This is a genomic window from Anisomitus miae (SeqCode), assembly GCF_054906395.1.
In genome coordinates, this window is the sequence record NZ_JBRACL010000003.1 from 26797 (window position 1) to 44869 (window position 18073).

The window sequence follows — 18073 nt, forward strand, 5'->3', positions numbered from 1 at the left end:
TTTTTTTCTGTAGAAGTGAGGTTCGTCTTGCTTCTTTTCTTATTATTTGTTTATGTGAGGATTTCTTACATGTCTGGGTTTTTACATAAGGGGTTCATTTTATCTTTGGATTATTTATCTAATAATATAAATATGAATTCTTACATATTAAATAAGTTTGTTTTGTCATTAGGTAATCTGTTTGATAGACTTGTAGCAGTGAAGGTTAATTCTTATAATTTGGTTTTAGATGTAAAATATTCTACACCCGATGTTAAGGTTATAGGATATATAAATAGGATTTATCCTAATAGTTTTGTTAATATTACTCCTACTATTAGTGAAATTCATGAACTTGCAAAAGCTGGAGCCGAAATAGTTTATTTGGATGCGTCTATGAAGATTAGGCCGAGTAATCAAATAATTCAGGAGTTTTATTATAAAATAAGGTCTGTTTTTCCTGAGTTAAAATTTATTGGTGAAGTATCGAGTATAGATGATATAAAAAATGTATATAATCTTGGGTTTGATGCTATTTCAATCAATGGTGACTTAAGTTTGATTAATAATGATTTGATTAAATCTCTCAATGTTCCAATTGTATTTAATTCTACATACAAAAAGGTTTTTAATTGTAGTAGTATTTTTGGTATGGGATTTAATAATATAATACTTAATTCTAAGTTTTGTACTCCTCAGTATAAAGTTAATGAGTTTATTGAAGTTATGTCTTAGTTGGGTGAAGGTTCATGTTTTTAAGAAAGTTTGTTCGTACCATTTGGATTGTGGTATGTTTTATTTTTGGTGTTGGTATAAGTGTAAAAAGTTCTATTGATCAATTGAATTATAGTCCTAAGGATATTATGAAGAATGGAAATACAACCATCGAAGGCGGAAGATATTCGTATGATTCTTTTAAAATCCAAAATAGGTTGTTTAATGGGGTGTCTTATGATGATGAGAAAATCGTTTTTCTAACTTTTGATGATGGACCCTCTCTTGATAATACTCCTCAAGTTTTAGATATTCTTAAAGAATATAATATAAGAGCTACGTTTTTTGTTTTAGGTGCTAATTTGAATAAGGGTGTGGAATATGAAGAAATTCTTAAGAGGGTTTTGAATGAAGGACATGCAATAGCGAATCATGGATATAGTCATAATTATTCGTATTTATATCCTGGGAGAGTTATAAATTACAATAATCTTATTGCTGATATGGATAAATCCCATAGTATAATGAAAGATATTTTGGGAGATGAATTTGAGACTAGAGTTTTGAGGCTTCCTGGAGGGTTGAGGTCTTGGAAAAATCAGAATCAAAACCTTGAAAGGTTAAATAGTGCAGGGTATTCAGTTATTGAATGGAATGCTTTGAATGGTGATGCTGATGGAGGTGTTATTAAAAGTCCAGATGTCCTTGTACAAAATGCCATAATGACTGCTAATAGTTCTGATTTTGTAGTTTTATTGATGCATGATTTTGCAGGTAAGGCTGGTTATGCTACTGTTCAAGCGTTACCTAGGATTATCGATTACTTCAAGGAAAATGGATATCAATTTAGAACTATGTATTAATCGTAGGGTGGTAGGCACGATTTGTGCTTATCACTTTTTTGTGTTATATGTAATCTATAATTTAGTTAATGTGTAATTTGTTTATGATTACGCATATTTTTAATTTTTCAGGTTTTCAAGTTTTGATTTGTAAGTGTTTAGTTTGTTAAAATTAGATGGATATTGATGAGTGCATTGTTTAAACTCATGCTAAATTATGGTATAATGGGACCAGAAGTTTTAAGAATGGTGGTTAATTTTAAGGATTTCGGAGTTTCTGAATTTATAAATACTTATTATAGAATTTAGAAATTTTATTTAGGCTAAATTGGTACATGTAATATGTGTATATTACTTTGAGATTAGGTTAGATTTTATGAGGTAAAAGGGGAATGTATTGCCCTAAACTCACTTCAGTGTATTTGTAATACCAATTAATTATAGATATTTTATGAGGTTTATTATGGAAAAGAAAATTTTATTAGTTGAAAATGAATTGAGTATAAGACAGTTCTTGAAGATAAATTTCGATAGAGAGGGATTTAGTGTACTTGAGGCCGATCGTGGAGATAAGGCTATCGAGATTGCTTTGCTTGAAAAACCTCAAGTTGTTCTTCTAGATATTGGACTTGAAGGTGATATGGATGGCTTTCAGGTTTGCTCAAATTTGAGAAAGCATTTTCCTAAAATGGGTATAATAATGTTGACTGCTCGCTCTCAAGAAATGGAAAGAGTTATGGGACTTGAGTTTGGAGCTGATGACTATGTTGTTAAACCATTTAATCCTCTTGAGGTCATGCTTAGAGTTAAAGCTTTAATAAGGAGGATAGATGAAAAGTTTAGTAGTGATATGATCTTAAATGGTCCGTTTAGATTAGATTTGTATTCCCAAAAAATATACAAAAATGATAAGGAGATTGATGTAACCCCTAAGGAGTACATGCTGTTTAAAATATTTATTGAAAATCCGGGGAAAGCCTTAAGTCGTGATGAACTCATGAATATGATTTGGGGGTATAATTATTTTGGAGATCTGAAAATAGTTGACGTCAATATAAGAAGATTGAGATCAAAAATTGAGGATGAGTCTTCTAAGCCTAAGTACATAGAAACAGTTTGGGGAACAGGATATAGATGGAATAATGAAAAATAAGTTTAAAACATCTATGTTTAACAATAGCATTAGGTCAAGTATTATAAAGAGTTCTATAAGTATATTTATTTTTATAATACTGGCATTGTCTGTAAGTCTATATTACTATGTACGAGAGGCATATAGAAAGACTATTTCCGATAATCTATCAAGCCAAATCTCCGTTGCTGTAAATAGTTACCAAAAAAGTATTTCTAACTTGTCGTTGGAAACTGCAGTGTTATTGGATTTTGATAATTTCTCAAATACTACTAATGCTCAAGTTCAAATTATAAATTTAGATGGTAAAGTTTTAATGGATTCTCTAGGAGTTGTACATAAAAATGCTATTGATACTATGGATTTCAGGTTAGCTTTAAGTGGACAATTGGGGAATTGGATTGGGAAAGTTCCATATTCTAAATCAGAGGTTATGTCTATTGCATATCCTGTAAAAAACTATAATCAAGTTGTTGGAATCGTAAGATTCATAGTGTCTCTAGAATCTGCTAATCAAAACATAAGGAGTATAATTCTTACATTTGTCTTGGCAGCTATTGTGGCACTTGTATTTTACATAATTATAGTTGGAGTTGTTGCAAATAGAATAGTCGATCCAATAAAATCTCTTATTGGTATTGCAAATAAAATGGCTTTAGGTCATCTCGATGTGAGATGCACAAATCTTCCAAAAAATGAAGTCGGGGTTTTGGGAGGTACTCTTAATTATATGGCCGATGAGATATCTAAAAAAGATGAACTGAAAAATGATTTTATATCCACAGTTTCCCATGAACTTAGAACACCTCTCACCTCAATTAAGGGATGGGCTATAACTCTTCAGTATGGGAAATTTGATAATCCTGGGGTTTTGGATGGACTCAAAATAATAGAAAGTGAAACTGATAGGTTATCTACTATGGTTGAAGAATTATTAGATTTTTCAAAATTTATATCTCATAAGGTCACATTAAAATATGATACCATATTAATGTCTGATATTAATAATTACATACTTAGTTATATAAAACCAAGGGAAGAGAGAGAAGGATTTAAGTTTATACATAATTATCCGGAAGAAAATCTGGATTTAACAGTGGACTTTAATAGATTGAAACAAGTGTTTGTAAATGTCTTAGATAATTCTATAAAATTTTTAAAGGATAATGGGGAAATAGAAGTTAGATATTCAATATTTAAGGAGCAAAACTTCGTTATTGTCGACATAATCGATAATGGTATAGGAATACCTAAGGACGAGCTTTCTAAGGTTAAAGAAAAATTCTTCAAAGGAAAAACAAGTAAATCTAAAAATGGTCTAGGGTTATCTATAAGTGATGAAATTATGAGGCTTCACGGTGGAAGTCTTGAAGTGGATAGCGTTTATGGTAAATGGACAAAGGTTACTTTAAAATTGCCTATAGTTTTTAGGAGGATAGATGAAACTAATTAAATTCATTAAAAGTATTTGTTCATTTGTTTTATTGATATTATTGATTTCCTGTTCAACTTTTAATGCTAGTTTAGATAGTCTCCTCGTGGCACCTAAAGTTGACAGTATTATGATTAAAGGTACGTGGACTGTGGAGAATTTTTATTACATGTATAAAACGAGTTCTCTAACGGTACCTAAGATTCCTGTAAATAGTTATTTATTTATATCAAATGACTATTTGAGAGTTAATGATACTTTGTTTGAGTATGCGAACTATGAAGTTAAAACATCAACTCTAAATGATTACATGAGAATAAAGTTCAAGATAAGTGATTTCTCTTTTCTAAATCTTGATGATAAGGAAATTAATATATTTTCCATACAGGATAAGGAAAAGAATGTATATGAATTTCTAAGATATGATGATGATACGATTTTGTTTTATAATCTAGACGATATTATGTATGTGCTAAAAAGATTTAGCAGTGATATAGATGAGGATTTAGAAAATTATGTTAAGGATAATTTTAAAAATAATATTTTAAATGAACAGGGTAAGGATATTATAGATACAGGTTTTTTGATATCCTTTAAATCTCAGAGGAAGGTGAGTGATTCGTCAATAGCCAAAAGCAGTTATAATACTATTTGGTTTTACCAAAATAGTGAAGGTGGTTATTCGTATAGGGTATTTAGCAGTATAATTATTCCTAAAAATGATAGCATATTTGAGGTGAAGGTCGAGTCGAGTGAAAAGAATAATTTATATGAAAAGATAATTGCGACAAAACTTCAATTTGATAACGATGGAATGAGTGAAGATACGTTAAAATCAAATAACACAAACGAAGAGTTTATAAATCAGTTTATAGATATTACCTACGTTAATCAAAATTATATAGGAATTAATTACGATCAAAATACTGAGTATTTGGGGAAAATAAATACTAACAAAATAGCTGTATTGTCTATTGAAGAACCGTATATCGAGAAAAGGCTAAAGTTCTCTGACATATTTAAGAGTAATAAAAAAGACTTTTGTGAAAGTAGAAAGAAATTTATAGAGTCTATTGATAACAAAGATCTTGAAACGTATGATAGTGAGATTAGGGAAGATAGTTTTAAACTATCAAGATATGCAGGAAGTTGGTTTCTGAGAGGAAGAATAAATCCAAAAATCGGATATGATTCCACACCTATTGATTTTGATATAAATGTTTTGCCAAATGAGGATCTCGTGAGAAACAATGATCTATCTGTAAATCTCGGAAGGATAAAATTAAAACAACCGAACGTTTTAGATGCATTTGTTTCCCCAAACAGGGATATTATTGCTACTCTTACCGAAGAGAATATGTATATGCATAAAATAATAGGTAATGAGATAAGCAGTAATGTTATAGGTGAATTTTCAATTGAAAAAGGTGATGAGGTCATTTTAAGTGAGTGGTATCTAAATGAGGAAGCGAAAAAGTTAAATGAATTGTTAAATAATATTAAATAAGCTTTGCGGGGTGTTTGTTTGTGAGAGAGCTGGATTTAAGAAATAAGAGCTGTCCGATTCCATTAGTAGAAACTAGGAATTTTATAAACAATAATAGAAATGTAGATTTTAAAATTATACTCGATAATGAGGTTTCTTTCTTGAACATTAAGAAGTATCTTGAGAATAACAAAATCAATTACTCAGCAAATCAGAGTCAAGATATTTACATATTTGAAGTTATATTCGATGGTAATGAGAGATTGTCTAATGAAAAGTTTCAGATAAATAATTTTTCTGTTTTGGTTATGAGTAACTTGTTTGGACATGGAGATGAGGAAATTTCAAAAACTTTAATGAAGTCCTATTTTTATTCTCTAAGTGAGAGTATAACTTTGCCTAGTAATGTTATATTTATAAATTCTGGAGTTAAGCTCTTAATTGAAGAATCAGGAATTTTAAAAAGTTTAGAGTCTTTGAAAAATTTAGGAACTTCCATTTTGGCTTGCGGGGTTTGCGTAGATTATTATGGGCTAAATGATAGGGTTAAGTTTTGTGAAATCACAAATATATATTCTATAACTGAGATTCTAAATAATAGCGAAAGTGTTATAAGGATATAGAGGTGTTGGATTTGGTGTAAAGGTGTTATAGATTTTCTCTATGCACCTTTTTGTTTTAAAAATTCTCTCATTTGATTTGTGAGTAATTTCCAAGAAGAGTGAATTGAAGTTTAGCTATTTAAAATTATACAAATTTCCATTTTTTAAAATTAATTGCCTCTAAATTGATAGGATGATATATTTGTTGTGGAATTACTGGTATGTGAGTTTTGAAGAAAGGAAAAATAGAATTATGAAAAAAGTTTGTAAGATATTAGGAATATTTATTTTGGTTTTGATTGTAGTGGGAATTTTTATATATGCGTTTATATTGCAGTATCCGAAATTAACAAATAATCCTAAAATTGGGAAATGGTATCGTGTAACAAATGATAAAATGAAAACCTCAGAAGGTTCAAGGTATCGTGCATTTTTTAGAAAGGGAAATGAAAATAAAGTCCTCTTATATTTTGCTGGGGGTGGTGTGAGTGTTAACGAGGAAACAGCAAGAGATAAAACTTATAATACTACAGAGATATTTATTGATATATTATCGAATGTCACAATGAACATGGGAGGTCTTGCATCTGATATAGAGGGAAATCCATTTAAAGATTGGAATATTATACTTTTTCCATATGCGACTGGAGATTTTCATTCTGGTACTGGTGAATTTTCTTATATTGATAATAATGGAAACCAGAAAATTTTATATCATAATGGATATGTCAATTATACAGAAGCTATGGGAGAGATTATGAAGGTAGCAGGTATTGATAATGTTGATAGAGTACTTGTGACTGGATATAGTGCAGGAGGATTTGCTGCTGCTTTATTATCTGATGATATATTTTCAAATTATTTTCCAAATGCAGAAAGTAAAAATGTTTTTGTGGATTCGGCACTACTTTTGAAAGATGATTGGCATGATGTTGCAGAAAATGTATGGGAGACACCAAAAGAAATATCAGATAAGCTAGATACAGATAACTTAACTTTAGATTGTTTTGTTGCGTTACGTGAGAAATATGGAAATAATATAAATCTTTTCTTCACCTGTTCAACTAGAGATGGCGATTTGGCAAAAGTTCAAAATTATTTTGATAATGGCATTATGGATGTTGATGAAAAACGGGCTGATAACTTTGAAAATATATTGAGGGAGAGTGTTTCTAAATTCAAGGAAGAGAATGTGAGTTTGTTTATTTGGAATGGTGTTGCGTGGTATAATGACCCAAGGGATATGACTGCACATACTATAATAGCAACTCCAGCAGTTTGGCTTCCTTTCGAAAAACAAAATAAATCTGTTGCAGAATGGATACTTGATGGGATGGAAGGAAAGTCTCACGATTATGGTTTAGACCTTATTGATAAATCCATTAGTGAGACTTAAAATATTCTATATTTAATTTTACAAATTGTAAGACTCTTATTCTAATCTTTAAAACTATTATTGTATAAATTTAAATATGTCGTTGCAGTGTTTTTCTGCTAGTTTCTCCATATTTAATATCTCTTCTTGGGTACTGTTTCCAGTGTTAAACATACTGCCAGTGAATACGGTTCCCAAGAAATCCATTTTGCAAAATTTAAATGTAACTTCGAGCGTTTTAATAATTTCATCAATTGATATGCCAACTTTACCATTGCTATAATCTTCATTAGAAGAACCGGCTGTAATACCAACGATAACCTTTTTACCCTCGAGAGCACATCCTTCACTTCCATAAGCAAATCCGTGAGTAAATACTTCCTCTATCCACCTCATAACAAGTGATGTCAAAGAAAACCAGAATAGTGGAGATTGTATAATTATGGTATCTGCATGTATCAATTTTTGTTTTTCCTTTTCAACATTTATCCTGTAGTCTGGATAAAGGGACACTAATTCATTGATGACGGCATTTGGATATTTCTCTTTCAAGATATCCATAACTCTTTTGTTTGCTATTGATTTGTTCATATAGGTATGACCATTTACTATCAATATATTTTTCATTTATTTTCCTCCATTAAATCATAATTCATGTACATTATAGCAAATGTAATTTATGATATAGAATATTTAAATTATGTAGATTTGGATTTGTGTAAACATTTTTTGCACAATACCAAATTAGATTTTGACATTTTTACATAATCATTATTTATAATTTTGTTTTCGCAACCGTAGCAAATTAAATCTATTTCATCTTTAACCTCTTGATCATTTTTGATGTAGTGCGTAAGTACTTTTTTACTATTTAAAGATTTGGTATAGGTAATTTTATTTGATGGAGAATCTTTCTTTCTAATTGAAATATCAAAATCAAATAAATGATTTTCAAAGAGTGTTAATTCAAATCTAGGATTTTCTCGATCATAGAATTCTTCAACATATATTTTGGTTATTTGAGAATCATTTAATATCAATCCACTCTTTTCAATACCATCAAATATACTTTTCGTTATATTGATTGTGTCGGGATGTTTTTTTTCATACTTGTAAAACACTTTTAAAATTGCCGTGAGGGATGAATCAAATATAACATTTGGGCACTGACGTTTAACTTCATAAGCTATTTGTTGTTCGTATACACCATATCTGTCATAATATTTTCCAGAGTTATAAGGGAGAATATACCTACCGTTTTTTGAATAGAGTTTGAAATTTGATTTAGATATTGGAGTACCAGGAACTATTACTTTTACTATATTTTCCATGACTTCTCCTTTAAAATATAATATTTAGTTTGATAATGAAAAAAAATTTATTTATAATATAAGATATAACAAAGTTTGAAAACTTTCAAACTTGTGATTAGGGAAGTGGTTTGATTTATGGGAGATAAAGTGGTTTTAGCTATCGAAACTAGTTGTGATGAAACTTCTGTGGCAGTGGTCAGAAATGGTAGAGATATACTATCAAATAAGATTTTTTCTCAAATAGATGTACACAATGAGTTTGGGGGAGTTGTTCCAGAGGTGGCATCGAGAAGCCATTTAGAGGTCATAAGCATTGTGGTTGATGAAGCCCTTAGTGAATGTGAAATCGAATTAAAAGATATAGATATTGTAGCTGCTACTTATGGTCCAGGATTGGTGGGATCACTTTTGGTTGGTTTACAATATGCAAAGGCTTTGAGCTATGCTATGGATAAGGAGTTTGTAGGTGTAAATCATATAGAGGGACATATTAGTTCGTGTTTTCTCGAAAATAGAGATTTAGTTCCTCCATTTTTGAGTTTGGTAGTCTCTGGTGGGCACACTATGCTTTTGCGGGTTTTGGATTATGGTGTATATGAGAAGATTGCTGAAACACGAGATGATGCCATAGGAGAAGTTTTTGATAAGGTAGCTAGAAAATTAAATCTATCATATCCTGGTGGACCTAATGTAGAAAGACTTGCACGAAAAGGAGACGAAGGCATTATTAAATTTCCAAAGAGTAAATTTGAGGATAATACTTTGGATTTCTCATATAGTGGACTTAAGTCTTCTGTTTTGAATTACATACGTAAGTTTGAATTGGAAGGTGGCGACTTAAATAGAGAAGATATATGTGCTGCTTTTCAGAAAACAGCAATTGATATGTTGATACATAGTGTGAGTAAAGCAGTGGATATCTACAAAGCTAATAAGCTTTGTGTCGTTGGAGGAGTTTCTGCTAATAGTTATTTGAGAGGTAGATTTAGGGATTATTTTAAAGGACTGAGTTTGTATTTTCCAAGTAGTATTCTAAGTACCGATAATGGGGCTATGATTGCATCGGCTGCGTATTATTCTTATATGAAGAATGGGGGTAGTAGTTATACGCTTAACGTTTCACCAAATATAAAATTTTAAGAAGTACGGTGAGGTTATGAAATTTATAGAACATTCAAATTCTGTGTATAAAAGTAACAGTAAATATGTAAGTCCCAAAAGAAGGAAAGTTAGAAAGATTATATTGGAAGTTATCATTTTTGTTTTTTGCTTGTCCATATTCATTGGTGTTTTGAATGAATCTGCTCAAAATAGTAATGCATTGAATTCGCTTAGAAGCTCTCATAGATTAGGAAGTTATGATGATTACATATTGGCATATGGGATTTCTGGAAATGGTTCATCTGTCGTTTTGTTTGAATCTGATATAGGGAAGACTCTCCTTCAGTGGAATCAAGTGATAATAAATCCTATTAGTGGAACTAAGATGATTTATTATGACAGGCTTGGGTATGGTGGAAGTGACTTTTGGAAGGGAAGTGTCTCAGTTGAACTTCAGAGTGAGATACTTAATAGCTTAGTTACAAATTCAGGGTATAGTGGGAAGCGTATTTTGGTTAGCGAAGGTTATGGGACTTTAATTCATCTCGAGCACTTGAAAAGATATGAAGATGAAGTTGGAGGTATGATATTGATCAATCCTCCTATATTTGGAGATAATGAAAGGAATTATCTAAGTGATATTTTCGAGGATTTCAAAAATGCTGTATTAAAATTATTTTCAAACCTTGGTATACCAAGAATGCTCGATAAATTTTCCATGTTAGGGAATGATTATATCGATTTATATAGGGAAAAGGCTGTATCTAGAAATAAGGACAGTTATCTAAGCAGAATGGTTAGTAGAGATTATTATAGCATTGTTTCTAAAGAGAAGAGTAGTATGAAAAAGTATTTGAGTAAGTTTGATTTTGATAGTTTTGGAATTTACAATATACCAATCGTGATAATTGAGTCGACTCAAAATAAGAATGAGGATAGGGAAAATATTTTAAAGAATCATTTTAAAAATGCAGAAATTATTTATATCGATGATTTAAATGAGTTTACTTATTCGAATTCTAGCTATTTGGCTGAGTTGATTTTAAATATGAGTTTTAAGGTAAATTAAAAAGAGTCCTAGTAATTTTTAGGGGGGATACCATAAAGATGGATAATAATTTTAATGATCAAAAAGAATACAGTTCGTCAAATAAAAGTATTGAGATTGTAGCAAATAGTGGCAAAAGATTAAAAAGAGGCTTCGGGATCATCGTTTTGGTATTGATAATTTTAGTGAGTTCGTTTCTTGGAAGTATGACTACTTTATATTTGTTACCTAACATGTCTTTCTTTGAGGGAACACCACTATATTCTAAGATTTCATCTTCGAGTGGTGTTGAATATGTTGGACCTACGTATTTTAAGGAAGATGAAGGTGCTTTGACGGTAACCGAAATAGCTAAAAAAGTTGGACCATCAGTTGTTGGAATAAGTACTAAGGATATAGTTAGTACTGGAGTTTTTGGATTGATGCAGAGGGAAGGTATAGGGTCTGGATTCATAATAAACGAAGAGGGGCATATTTTGACTAATTATCATGTTGTTGAAAATGCACAAATAGTTAAGGTTATTTTTTACGATGGTACTGAGGTAGATGCAAAAGTTATAAATTATGATAGTGAAAATGATATTGCTCTGATTAAAGTTACAGATAGTTCAATTGCGGTACCTGCTACAGCTGCTTTAGGTGATTCTGATAAATTGTTGGTTGGGGAATCTGTTGTAGCTATAGGTTCACCACTAGCTAAGGAGTTTTTAGGTACAACGACATCAGGAATAGTGAGTGCTTTGGATAGAGATGTAACTGTTGATGGAAAAACTTTAACGGTTTTACAAACGGATGCTGCCATAAATCCTGGGAATAGCGGAGGACCTCTTATAAATTCGAGAGGAGAAGTTATTGGTATAAATACTGTTAAGTATAATTCTTCAGGAACTGTATCTGTTGAAGGTATAGGATTTGCAATACCAATTAATCAAGCTAAACAGAAGTTAGATGAATTATCTAAGCCTATATTGAGGATAGGAATAAAGGGCAGAGTTATTGATTCTGAGATTTCTCAAAATTTGAATCTACCAGAGGGAATTTATGTTGTTGAAGTTGAGGAATTTTCCAATGCTGAAAAAGCTGGAATAAGAAGTGGAGATGTTTTAGTAAGGTTTGGAGGAAGAGAAGTTAAGACTTTTGATGATGTTAATGAAATAAAGTCTGGGCATAGCGTTGGCGATGTAATTGAGGTTGTGATATACAGAGATGGAAGCAATAGGACGTTGAATTTAACTTTAGATGAATAAATGAGAGAAGGGGTACGATGTGAAATCGAGCCCCTTTTTATTTTAATATATTAAGTTTAAATATAAGGATTGATTTTATAACAGGATAATCTTAAATTAATTTTTCCCAATTTTCATATAATTCAGATAGAGTTTGCCTGAGCTTAATCAAGCTATCATTAATTTCATTTACTTTTACGTAATTAGAATAAACTTCCTGTTTAGTAAGTTCATTTTGGAGATATAAAATTTCACTTTCAATGTTTGTAATATTATCTTCTATTTTTTCAATTTTTTTTGAATATACTTTACCCATTTTACTTTTTTTAGTAATTTTATCTTTAATTATCTTTTTATGATGTTTTGGATTAGTGTCACTTATAATATCATCTATGGAGATTGAGTTATCAAATCTTTGAGGATTTGCTTGCTTGTTTATGTAATAGTCATAATTGCCTATATATTCGATCATGCCATCATTTTTAAAATCATATATTTTATCTACCACTCTATTTAAAAAATACCTATCGTGAGATATGATTATACATGTTCCTTTGAAATTAATTAATGCATTTTCTAGTATTTCTCTTGTATAAATATCTAAATGGTTTGTAGGTTCATCCATAAGTAATACATTAGGGTTTGAGAGCAGAATTTTGATTAGGTTTAACCTACATTTTTCTCCACCGCTAAGAAGGGATATTTTCTTATTAATATCATCGTTTTTAAACAGAAAGTTTGATAAATAACGTCTTATATTTTGAATTGAAACATGAGGAAAGGAGTTTTGAATTTCTTCAATAATACTTTTATTATTGTCCAAATCTGATTGTTCTTGGTCGTAGTACGATATATTGAGACCTTTTCCAAATATTATTTCTCCCTTTGTTGGATTCTCTTTACCACATATAATTTTAAAAAGTGTGGTTTTGCCAATACCATTGCGACCTATTATAGCTAATTTTTGATTTTTAATGACAGACATGTTTATATTTTCAAATATTTTTTTATCTCCGAAGTATTTTGATAGATTTTTAATTTTGAGTATATCATTACCGGTTTTTTCAATAAAATCAAAGCTTATATCGTTAATTCTAGGTACGGATTTAGGCTGTTCAATTAAATTAATTTTATTCAATCTTTTTTCACGACTTTCAGCAGCTTTTATACGTTTTTCACTATATTTTGATTTATAGACTCTAATGATTTCTTGTTCTCTTTTTAAAAATTTTTGTTGAGTATTATACTTGTGTAACAAGTCTTTTTGATAATTTTTCTTTAATTCCATGAATTTTGTATAATTAGAGTTGAAAGTTAATATTTTTGAGTTCTCGAGTTCAAATATTTTATTTACAATTTTATCTAAAAAGTATCTATCATGTGATATTACAATTAACGTACCTTTGTAGCTTTTTAAGTAATTTTCAAGCCATTCAATTGAATCTAGATCTAGATGGTTTGTAGGTTCATCAAGGAGAATTATATCAGGGTTTTTAAGGAGTAGTTTTACTAAGTCAAGGCGTTTTTTTTCACCTCCACTTAAATTCTTGGCATTTTGATATATTTCATTGTCATTGAATTTTAAGTACTTTAAAATTCTTATAGTTTCATTTTTATAATTGTATCCTCCAGAAATTTTAAATTTATTTAGAAGTTCGGTATATTTATTTATTGTTTCGCTATCCTGATTAGATTCCAAAGATATTTGTAAATTATTTAATTTATTTTCTATATTAATTAAGTCTTCGAAACTTAAAAGAGCATTTTCATAAATAGATAATTCTTCATTAAAATTAGAATTTTGACTTAAATATCCAATAGTTTTAGATCTTTGTATAAATATCTCACCAGCATCTAAACTAATTTGATTGGAAATTATTTTTAAGAGTGTGGATTTTCCACCTCCATTTTGTCCAATTAGTCCGACTTTATCTCCAATATTTACGTTGAATGAAATATTGGATAGTACATTATTTATACCAAAACTTTTATAAACATTTTTAAGACTGATAGCAATCATTATTTCACCCTAGTATGTAAAAATTTAGATTTAAGTATTTAAAAGTAAAGTACTTGGTAGTAATTATAGCATATTTATAGTGAAAAATTTAAAATTAATTGATATTTACTATTATTTGTTTATTGTAATAAATATGTAATGTAAAAGATTAAAATAAGATTTAGAATTTTTGTATAGGTAATTTTTGAGGAGATGTATGTGTATGTTAGAGAGAATAAAAGGTGGATTAGTTGTATCTTGTCAAGCACTTGAGGATGAGCCTCTTTTTAGTTCCTTTATAATGGGAAGAATGGCCAAAGCTTCAGAAATGGTGGGTGCAGTTGGTATTAGAGCTCAGGGATTTAACGACATAGTTGAAATAAAGTCAGTTACTAAGTTGCCTGTTATAGGTATTGTTAAAAGGAATTATCCCAACTCTTCTGTTTACATAACACCTACAAAACTGGAAATTGATGAATTATTAAGTACTAGTTGTGAAATGATTGCGTTAGATTGTACAAAGAGAAGAAGACCGAATAATGAAAGTTTAGAGGATTTAATTAGGTATATAAAGGATAGAGGTATACTTGTGATGGCAGATATTTCTAATTATGAAGAGGCATTGTGTGCAGCAAGTCTTGGAGTTGATTGTGTGTCAACTACACTATCTGGATACACTGAGTATACAGAAAAAATTAACGGTCCTGATTTTCAGCTGATAAAGAATATTGTAAGAGATTTAAGAGTTCCTGTAATAGCGGAGGGTAGAATAGATACTCCAGAGGATTTAGAAGAAGTTTATAAGTTAGGTGTACATTCCGCAGTAGTAGGTTCGGCAATAACTAGACCTCAACTGATCGCGCAGAAGTTTATTGATGTTATAAAAAAGAATCGTTAGATTTGTTTTTGGAGGACATTTAGATGAAAGGGATATATTCAGCATTATTAACTCCTTTTGATAGAGAGGGGAGTATTAATGAAAACGGTTTAAGAGAGATAATAAATCATAATATAGAAACGATGAAGGTTGATGGACTCTATGTATGTGGAAGTACAGGAGAAAATTTTATGCTTTCTACTGATGAGAAAAAAAAGATATTCCATATAGTAAAGGATGAGGTTGGAGATAGAATAAATTTAATTGCTCAAGTTGGTTCAGTTAATATTAGAGAATCTATAGAGCTTGCTAGATATACTACAAGTATTGGCTATGAGTGTTTAAGTGCTGTTACTCCATTTTATTACAAATTCGACTTTGAAGAAATAAAGAATTATTATGATGAGATAGTGGATAAATCTGGGAATAAAATGATAGTTTATTCTATTCCAGCACTCACTGGTGTTAGTATGAATTTAGACAATTTTGGAGAGCTGTTTGAAAATAAAAATATAATAGGTGTTAAATTAACTAATGCGGATTTTTACTTACTTGAGAGAATTAGAAAAAAATTTAAAGATAAGATTATATTTTCTGGATTTGATGAGATGTTCTTACCTGCATTATCCTTAGGAGTTGACGGTGCTATAGGGTCAACGTTTAATATAAATGGAATTAGAGTAAGGAAGATGTTAGAGTTGTTTAATGAAAATAATATAAAAGAAGCAAGAGATATTCAACATATAACTAATGATTTGATAACGGAGATTTTAGATAATGGTATATATCAGACCATAAAACTGATCTTACAAGAATTTAAGATAGATGCTGGATATTGTAGAAAACCTTTTAAAGAACCTAGTGATGAAATGAAATTGAGGGCGAAGGAAATATTTTTGAAGTACTTTGTTTCATAAATTTTTATGAGGGGGATTTTGAGAATGTTAGGATTTTCTTCAATAGATTTTGTAGTTTTAATTGTATATTTGTTAGCAGTTCTATTTGTTGGTTTGTATTTTTCTAAAAAGGATATGCAAGGTAAAGAATATTTTAAAGGTGATGGTACCATACCTTGGTGGGTGACTTCGGTTTCCATTTTTGCAACTCTATTGAGTCCAATTTCGTTTTTATCTCTTGCAGGTAATTCTTATAGTGGAACGTGGGAACTCTGGTTCGCACAACTTGGGATATTTATAGCAATACCTCTTACAATAAGGTTTTTCTTGCCCGTATTTAGCAGATTAAAAATTGATACTGCGTATCATTACTTGGAGTTAAGGTATAATAGTAAGGGTTTGAGAATTATAGGTGCTTTAATTTTTATAATATATCAAATAGGACGGATGTCTATAATAATGTATTTACCATCCATGGTTTTATATAAGTTGTCTGATGTTAATATTAACGTTTTCATTATATTGATGGGAATAATAGCTATTATATATTCTTATGCAGGAGGAATAAAGTCCGTTTTGTGGACTGATTTTATACAAGGGGTTGTTTTGATTGTTGGAGTGGTAGGTACATTAGTATTTATAATTCTTAATATTAATGGTGGGTTATCAGAAATATTTAGTAAATTATTTTATCAAGGGAAGTTCTTATCGAGTAATGATGTAATATTTGACTATAACATATTAAATACAAGTATATTTATGATAGTGATCGGTGGAGGATTGAATACGTTCTCTTCTTATATATCTAGTCAAGATGTTGTTCAAAGATTTACTACTACAACTGATATGAAACAATTAACTAAAATGACTTATGCAAACGGAATTTTATCAGTTTTTGTAGCAACACTTTTTTATTTAATCGGAACAGCATTATTTGTATTTTATAACCAAAATCCAAATTTATTGGTATTAGCACAACAAGATCAAATATATGCATCTTTTATTGCGTATCAGTTACCTAGTGGAATTACAGGAATACTTCTTGCTGCAATATATGCTGCTTCACAATCTACATTATCAACAGGATTAAATTCGGTTGCTACGAGTTGGACGTTAGATATACAAAATTTTATAACAACAAATCTTAGTTTTAAGAGGCAAACAAAAATTGCTCAAGTGGTGTCATTAATAGTTGGAATAATCTCTATTATAGTCGCTATGATTTTAGCTAGTAGTGAAATAAAGTCAGCTTATGAGTGGTTTAACGGATTTGTTGGTGCTGTATTGGGAGTTTTGGCAGGTATATTTGTACTTGGAATTTTATATAAAAAAGCTACAAAAGTGGGAGCTTATTTTGGGTTTATTACGGCAACTATAGTCATTTTATTGTTAAGATATAAATTTTTAAATTTTGATATTTCAATTTGGTCCTATTCCTTAATTACAATAGTTGTAACTGTTGCAATTGGAGTATTAGTAAGTAAGTTTACTTATATCGAAGAGTAGTATTAATTTTTATTGTTATCAGTATATATAGATCGAAATTATGCTATTAAATATATCCTGTTTGATTTATGCAGTTAATGAGGAACATGTATTCTGTATTGGTGTAAGTAATTAGTATTAATTATCATATGTTCTGTAAATATATACATATATGGATATTATTGCAATATTTTGTTAGTTGAAGAAGTTAGATACGATTTTAGATGTTAATAGATTTCATAATAAATAATTTCGAAAGGAAAATTTTATAAAAATGAATAAGGTAAGAGCATTTTTAATCAAAAAAAAAAGATAACGATAATAACACTTATAGTTATTATTGCAATTGCATGGATATTAGGACAATTCATTGTTCCACAAGTCATGAAAGCTGTATTTTTATAAAGAGGTTGAAAGATAAATGAGTAAATTTGTAAAATAAATATTAAAGTATGTTTCGTTTGTACTAATTTTTGTTGTAGTATTTGGGATATCAGCTGTTTTAAAGGTTAAATCTATATTTGGAGATGAATTGTTTACAACATTTACATTACAGGGTGCTTTTG

Annotated in this window: 17 protein-coding genes; 14 read left to right on the forward strand and 3 right to left on the reverse strand. The window is 29.8% G+C overall.

The window, feature by feature from the left end; all coding sequences use genetic code 11:
- The first annotated feature begins 69 nt into the window (after positions 1–69).
- The 8 genes from AALI31_RS00625 (at position 70) to AALI31_RS00660 (ending at position 7583) form a co-directional block, all read left to right on the forward strand.
- Entirely contained in the window at positions 70–714 is a 645-nt protein-coding gene (locus tag AALI31_RS00625) for a beta/alpha barrel domain-containing protein (protein ID WP_489884591.1), read from the forward strand.
- 14 nt (positions 715–728) lie between these two features.
- A complete protein-coding gene (locus AALI31_RS00630; protein ID WP_489884592.1) occupies positions 729–1556 on the forward strand; it encodes a polysaccharide deacetylase family protein in 828 nt (275 codons plus the stop codon).
- 165 nt (positions 1557–1721) lie between these two features.
- A complete protein-coding gene (locus AALI31_RS00635; RefSeq protein ID WP_489884593.1) occupies positions 1722–1844 on the forward strand; it encodes a hypothetical protein in 123 nt (40 codons plus the stop codon).
- A 154-nt stretch (positions 1845–1998) separates the two neighbouring features.
- Positions 1999–2688, forward strand: coding sequence for a response regulator transcription factor (locus AALI31_RS00640; protein WP_489884594.1), 690 nt, complete (start codon positions 1999–2001; stop codon positions 2686–2688).
- Positions 2678–4120, forward strand: coding sequence for a sensor histidine kinase (locus AALI31_RS00645; RefSeq protein WP_489884595.1), 1443 nt, complete (start codon positions 2678–2680; stop codon positions 4118–4120). Before AALI31_RS00640 ends, AALI31_RS00645 begins: the two co-directional genes overlap by 11 nt.
- On the forward strand, positions 4107–5606 hold the full coding sequence (locus tag AALI31_RS00650; protein ID WP_489884596.1) for a hypothetical protein: 1500 nt from the start codon (positions 4107–4109) through the stop codon (positions 5604–5606). Before AALI31_RS00645 ends, AALI31_RS00650 begins: the two co-directional genes overlap by 14 nt.
- A 20-nt stretch (positions 5607–5626) precedes the next feature.
- Positions 5627–6208 carry a sulfurtransferase-like selenium metabolism protein YedF gene (gene yedF / locus AALI31_RS00655; RefSeq protein ID WP_489884597.1) on the forward strand — a complete coding sequence of 194 codons (582 nt, stop codon included), beginning with the start codon at positions 5627–5629 and terminating at the stop codon, positions 6206–6208.
- 184 nt (positions 6209–6392) lie between these two features.
- Positions 6393–7583: a pectin acetylesterase-family hydrolase gene (locus AALI31_RS00660; protein WP_489884598.1), complete on the forward strand. Its 1191-nt coding sequence runs from the start codon at positions 6393–6395 to the stop codon at positions 7581–7583.
- A 57-nt stretch (positions 7584–7640) separates the two neighbouring features.
- Here AALI31_RS00660 and AALI31_RS00665 read toward each other — a convergent pair whose 3' ends face one another.
- Both AALI31_RS00665 and AALI31_RS00670 read right to left on the reverse strand, forming a co-directional pair.
- On the reverse strand, positions 7641–8189 hold the full coding sequence (locus AALI31_RS00665; protein ID WP_489884599.1) for an NAD(P)H-dependent oxidoreductase: 549 nt from the start codon (positions 8187–8189) through the stop codon (positions 7641–7643).
- Positions 8190–8260: 71 nt separating this feature from the next.
- Complete coding sequence (locus tag AALI31_RS00670; RefSeq protein ID WP_489884600.1) at positions 8261–8893, reverse strand: RusA family crossover junction endodeoxyribonuclease; 633 nt, start codon at positions 8891–8893, stop codon at positions 8261–8263.
- Between the two features lie 117 nt (positions 8894–9010).
- On the opposite strand from AALI31_RS00670, the gene tsaD reads away from it, so the two are divergent.
- Genes tsaD through AALI31_RS00685 form a run of 3 tightly spaced genes read left to right on the forward strand, consistent with a single transcriptional unit; the run spans position 9011 to position 12271 of the window.
- Positions 9011–10015 (forward strand): tRNA (adenosine(37)-N6)-threonylcarbamoyltransferase complex transferase subunit TsaD, encoded by a 1005-nt coding sequence (gene tsaD / locus AALI31_RS00675; RefSeq protein WP_489884601.1) that lies wholly within the window; start codon positions 9011–9013, stop codon positions 10013–10015.
- Positions 10016–10031: 16 nt separating this feature from the next.
- Positions 10032–11045 carry an alpha/beta hydrolase gene (locus AALI31_RS00680; protein ID WP_489884602.1) on the forward strand — a complete coding sequence of 338 codons (1014 nt, stop codon included), beginning with the start codon at positions 10032–10034 and terminating at the stop codon, positions 11043–11045.
- Positions 11046–11083: 38 nt separating this feature from the next.
- A complete protein-coding gene (locus AALI31_RS00685) occupies positions 11084–12271 on the forward strand; it encodes a S1C family serine protease (RefSeq protein ID WP_489884603.1) in 1188 nt (395 codons plus the stop codon).
- Between the two features lie 91 nt (positions 12272–12362).
- Here AALI31_RS00685 and abc-f read toward each other — a convergent pair whose 3' ends face one another.
- On the reverse strand, positions 12363–14270 hold the full coding sequence (gene abc-f / locus AALI31_RS00690) for a ribosomal protection-like ABC-F family protein (RefSeq protein WP_489884604.1): 1908 nt from the start codon (positions 14268–14270) through the stop codon (positions 12363–12365).
- Positions 14271–14472: 202 nt separating this feature from the next.
- Here abc-f and AALI31_RS00695 point away from each other — a divergent pair, with 202 nt between their 5' ends.
- Genes AALI31_RS00695 through AALI31_RS00705 form a run of 3 tightly spaced genes read left to right on the forward strand, consistent with a single transcriptional unit; the run spans position 14473 to position 17528 of the window.
- A complete protein-coding gene (locus tag AALI31_RS00695; protein WP_489884605.1) occupies positions 14473–15147 on the forward strand; it encodes an N-acetylmannosamine-6-phosphate 2-epimerase in 675 nt (224 codons plus the stop codon).
- A gap of 23 nt (positions 15148–15170) precedes the next feature.
- Positions 15171–16043 carry an N-acetylneuraminate lyase gene (locus AALI31_RS00700; RefSeq protein WP_489884606.1) on the forward strand — a complete coding sequence of 291 codons (873 nt, stop codon included), beginning with the start codon at positions 15171–15173 and terminating at the stop codon, positions 16041–16043.
- Between the two features lie 24 nt (positions 16044–16067).
- Positions 16068–17528 (forward strand): sodium:solute symporter family protein, encoded by a 1461-nt coding sequence (locus AALI31_RS00705; protein ID WP_489884607.1) that lies wholly within the window; start codon positions 16068–16070, stop codon positions 17526–17528.
- Positions 17529–18073: the final 545 nt, after the last annotated feature.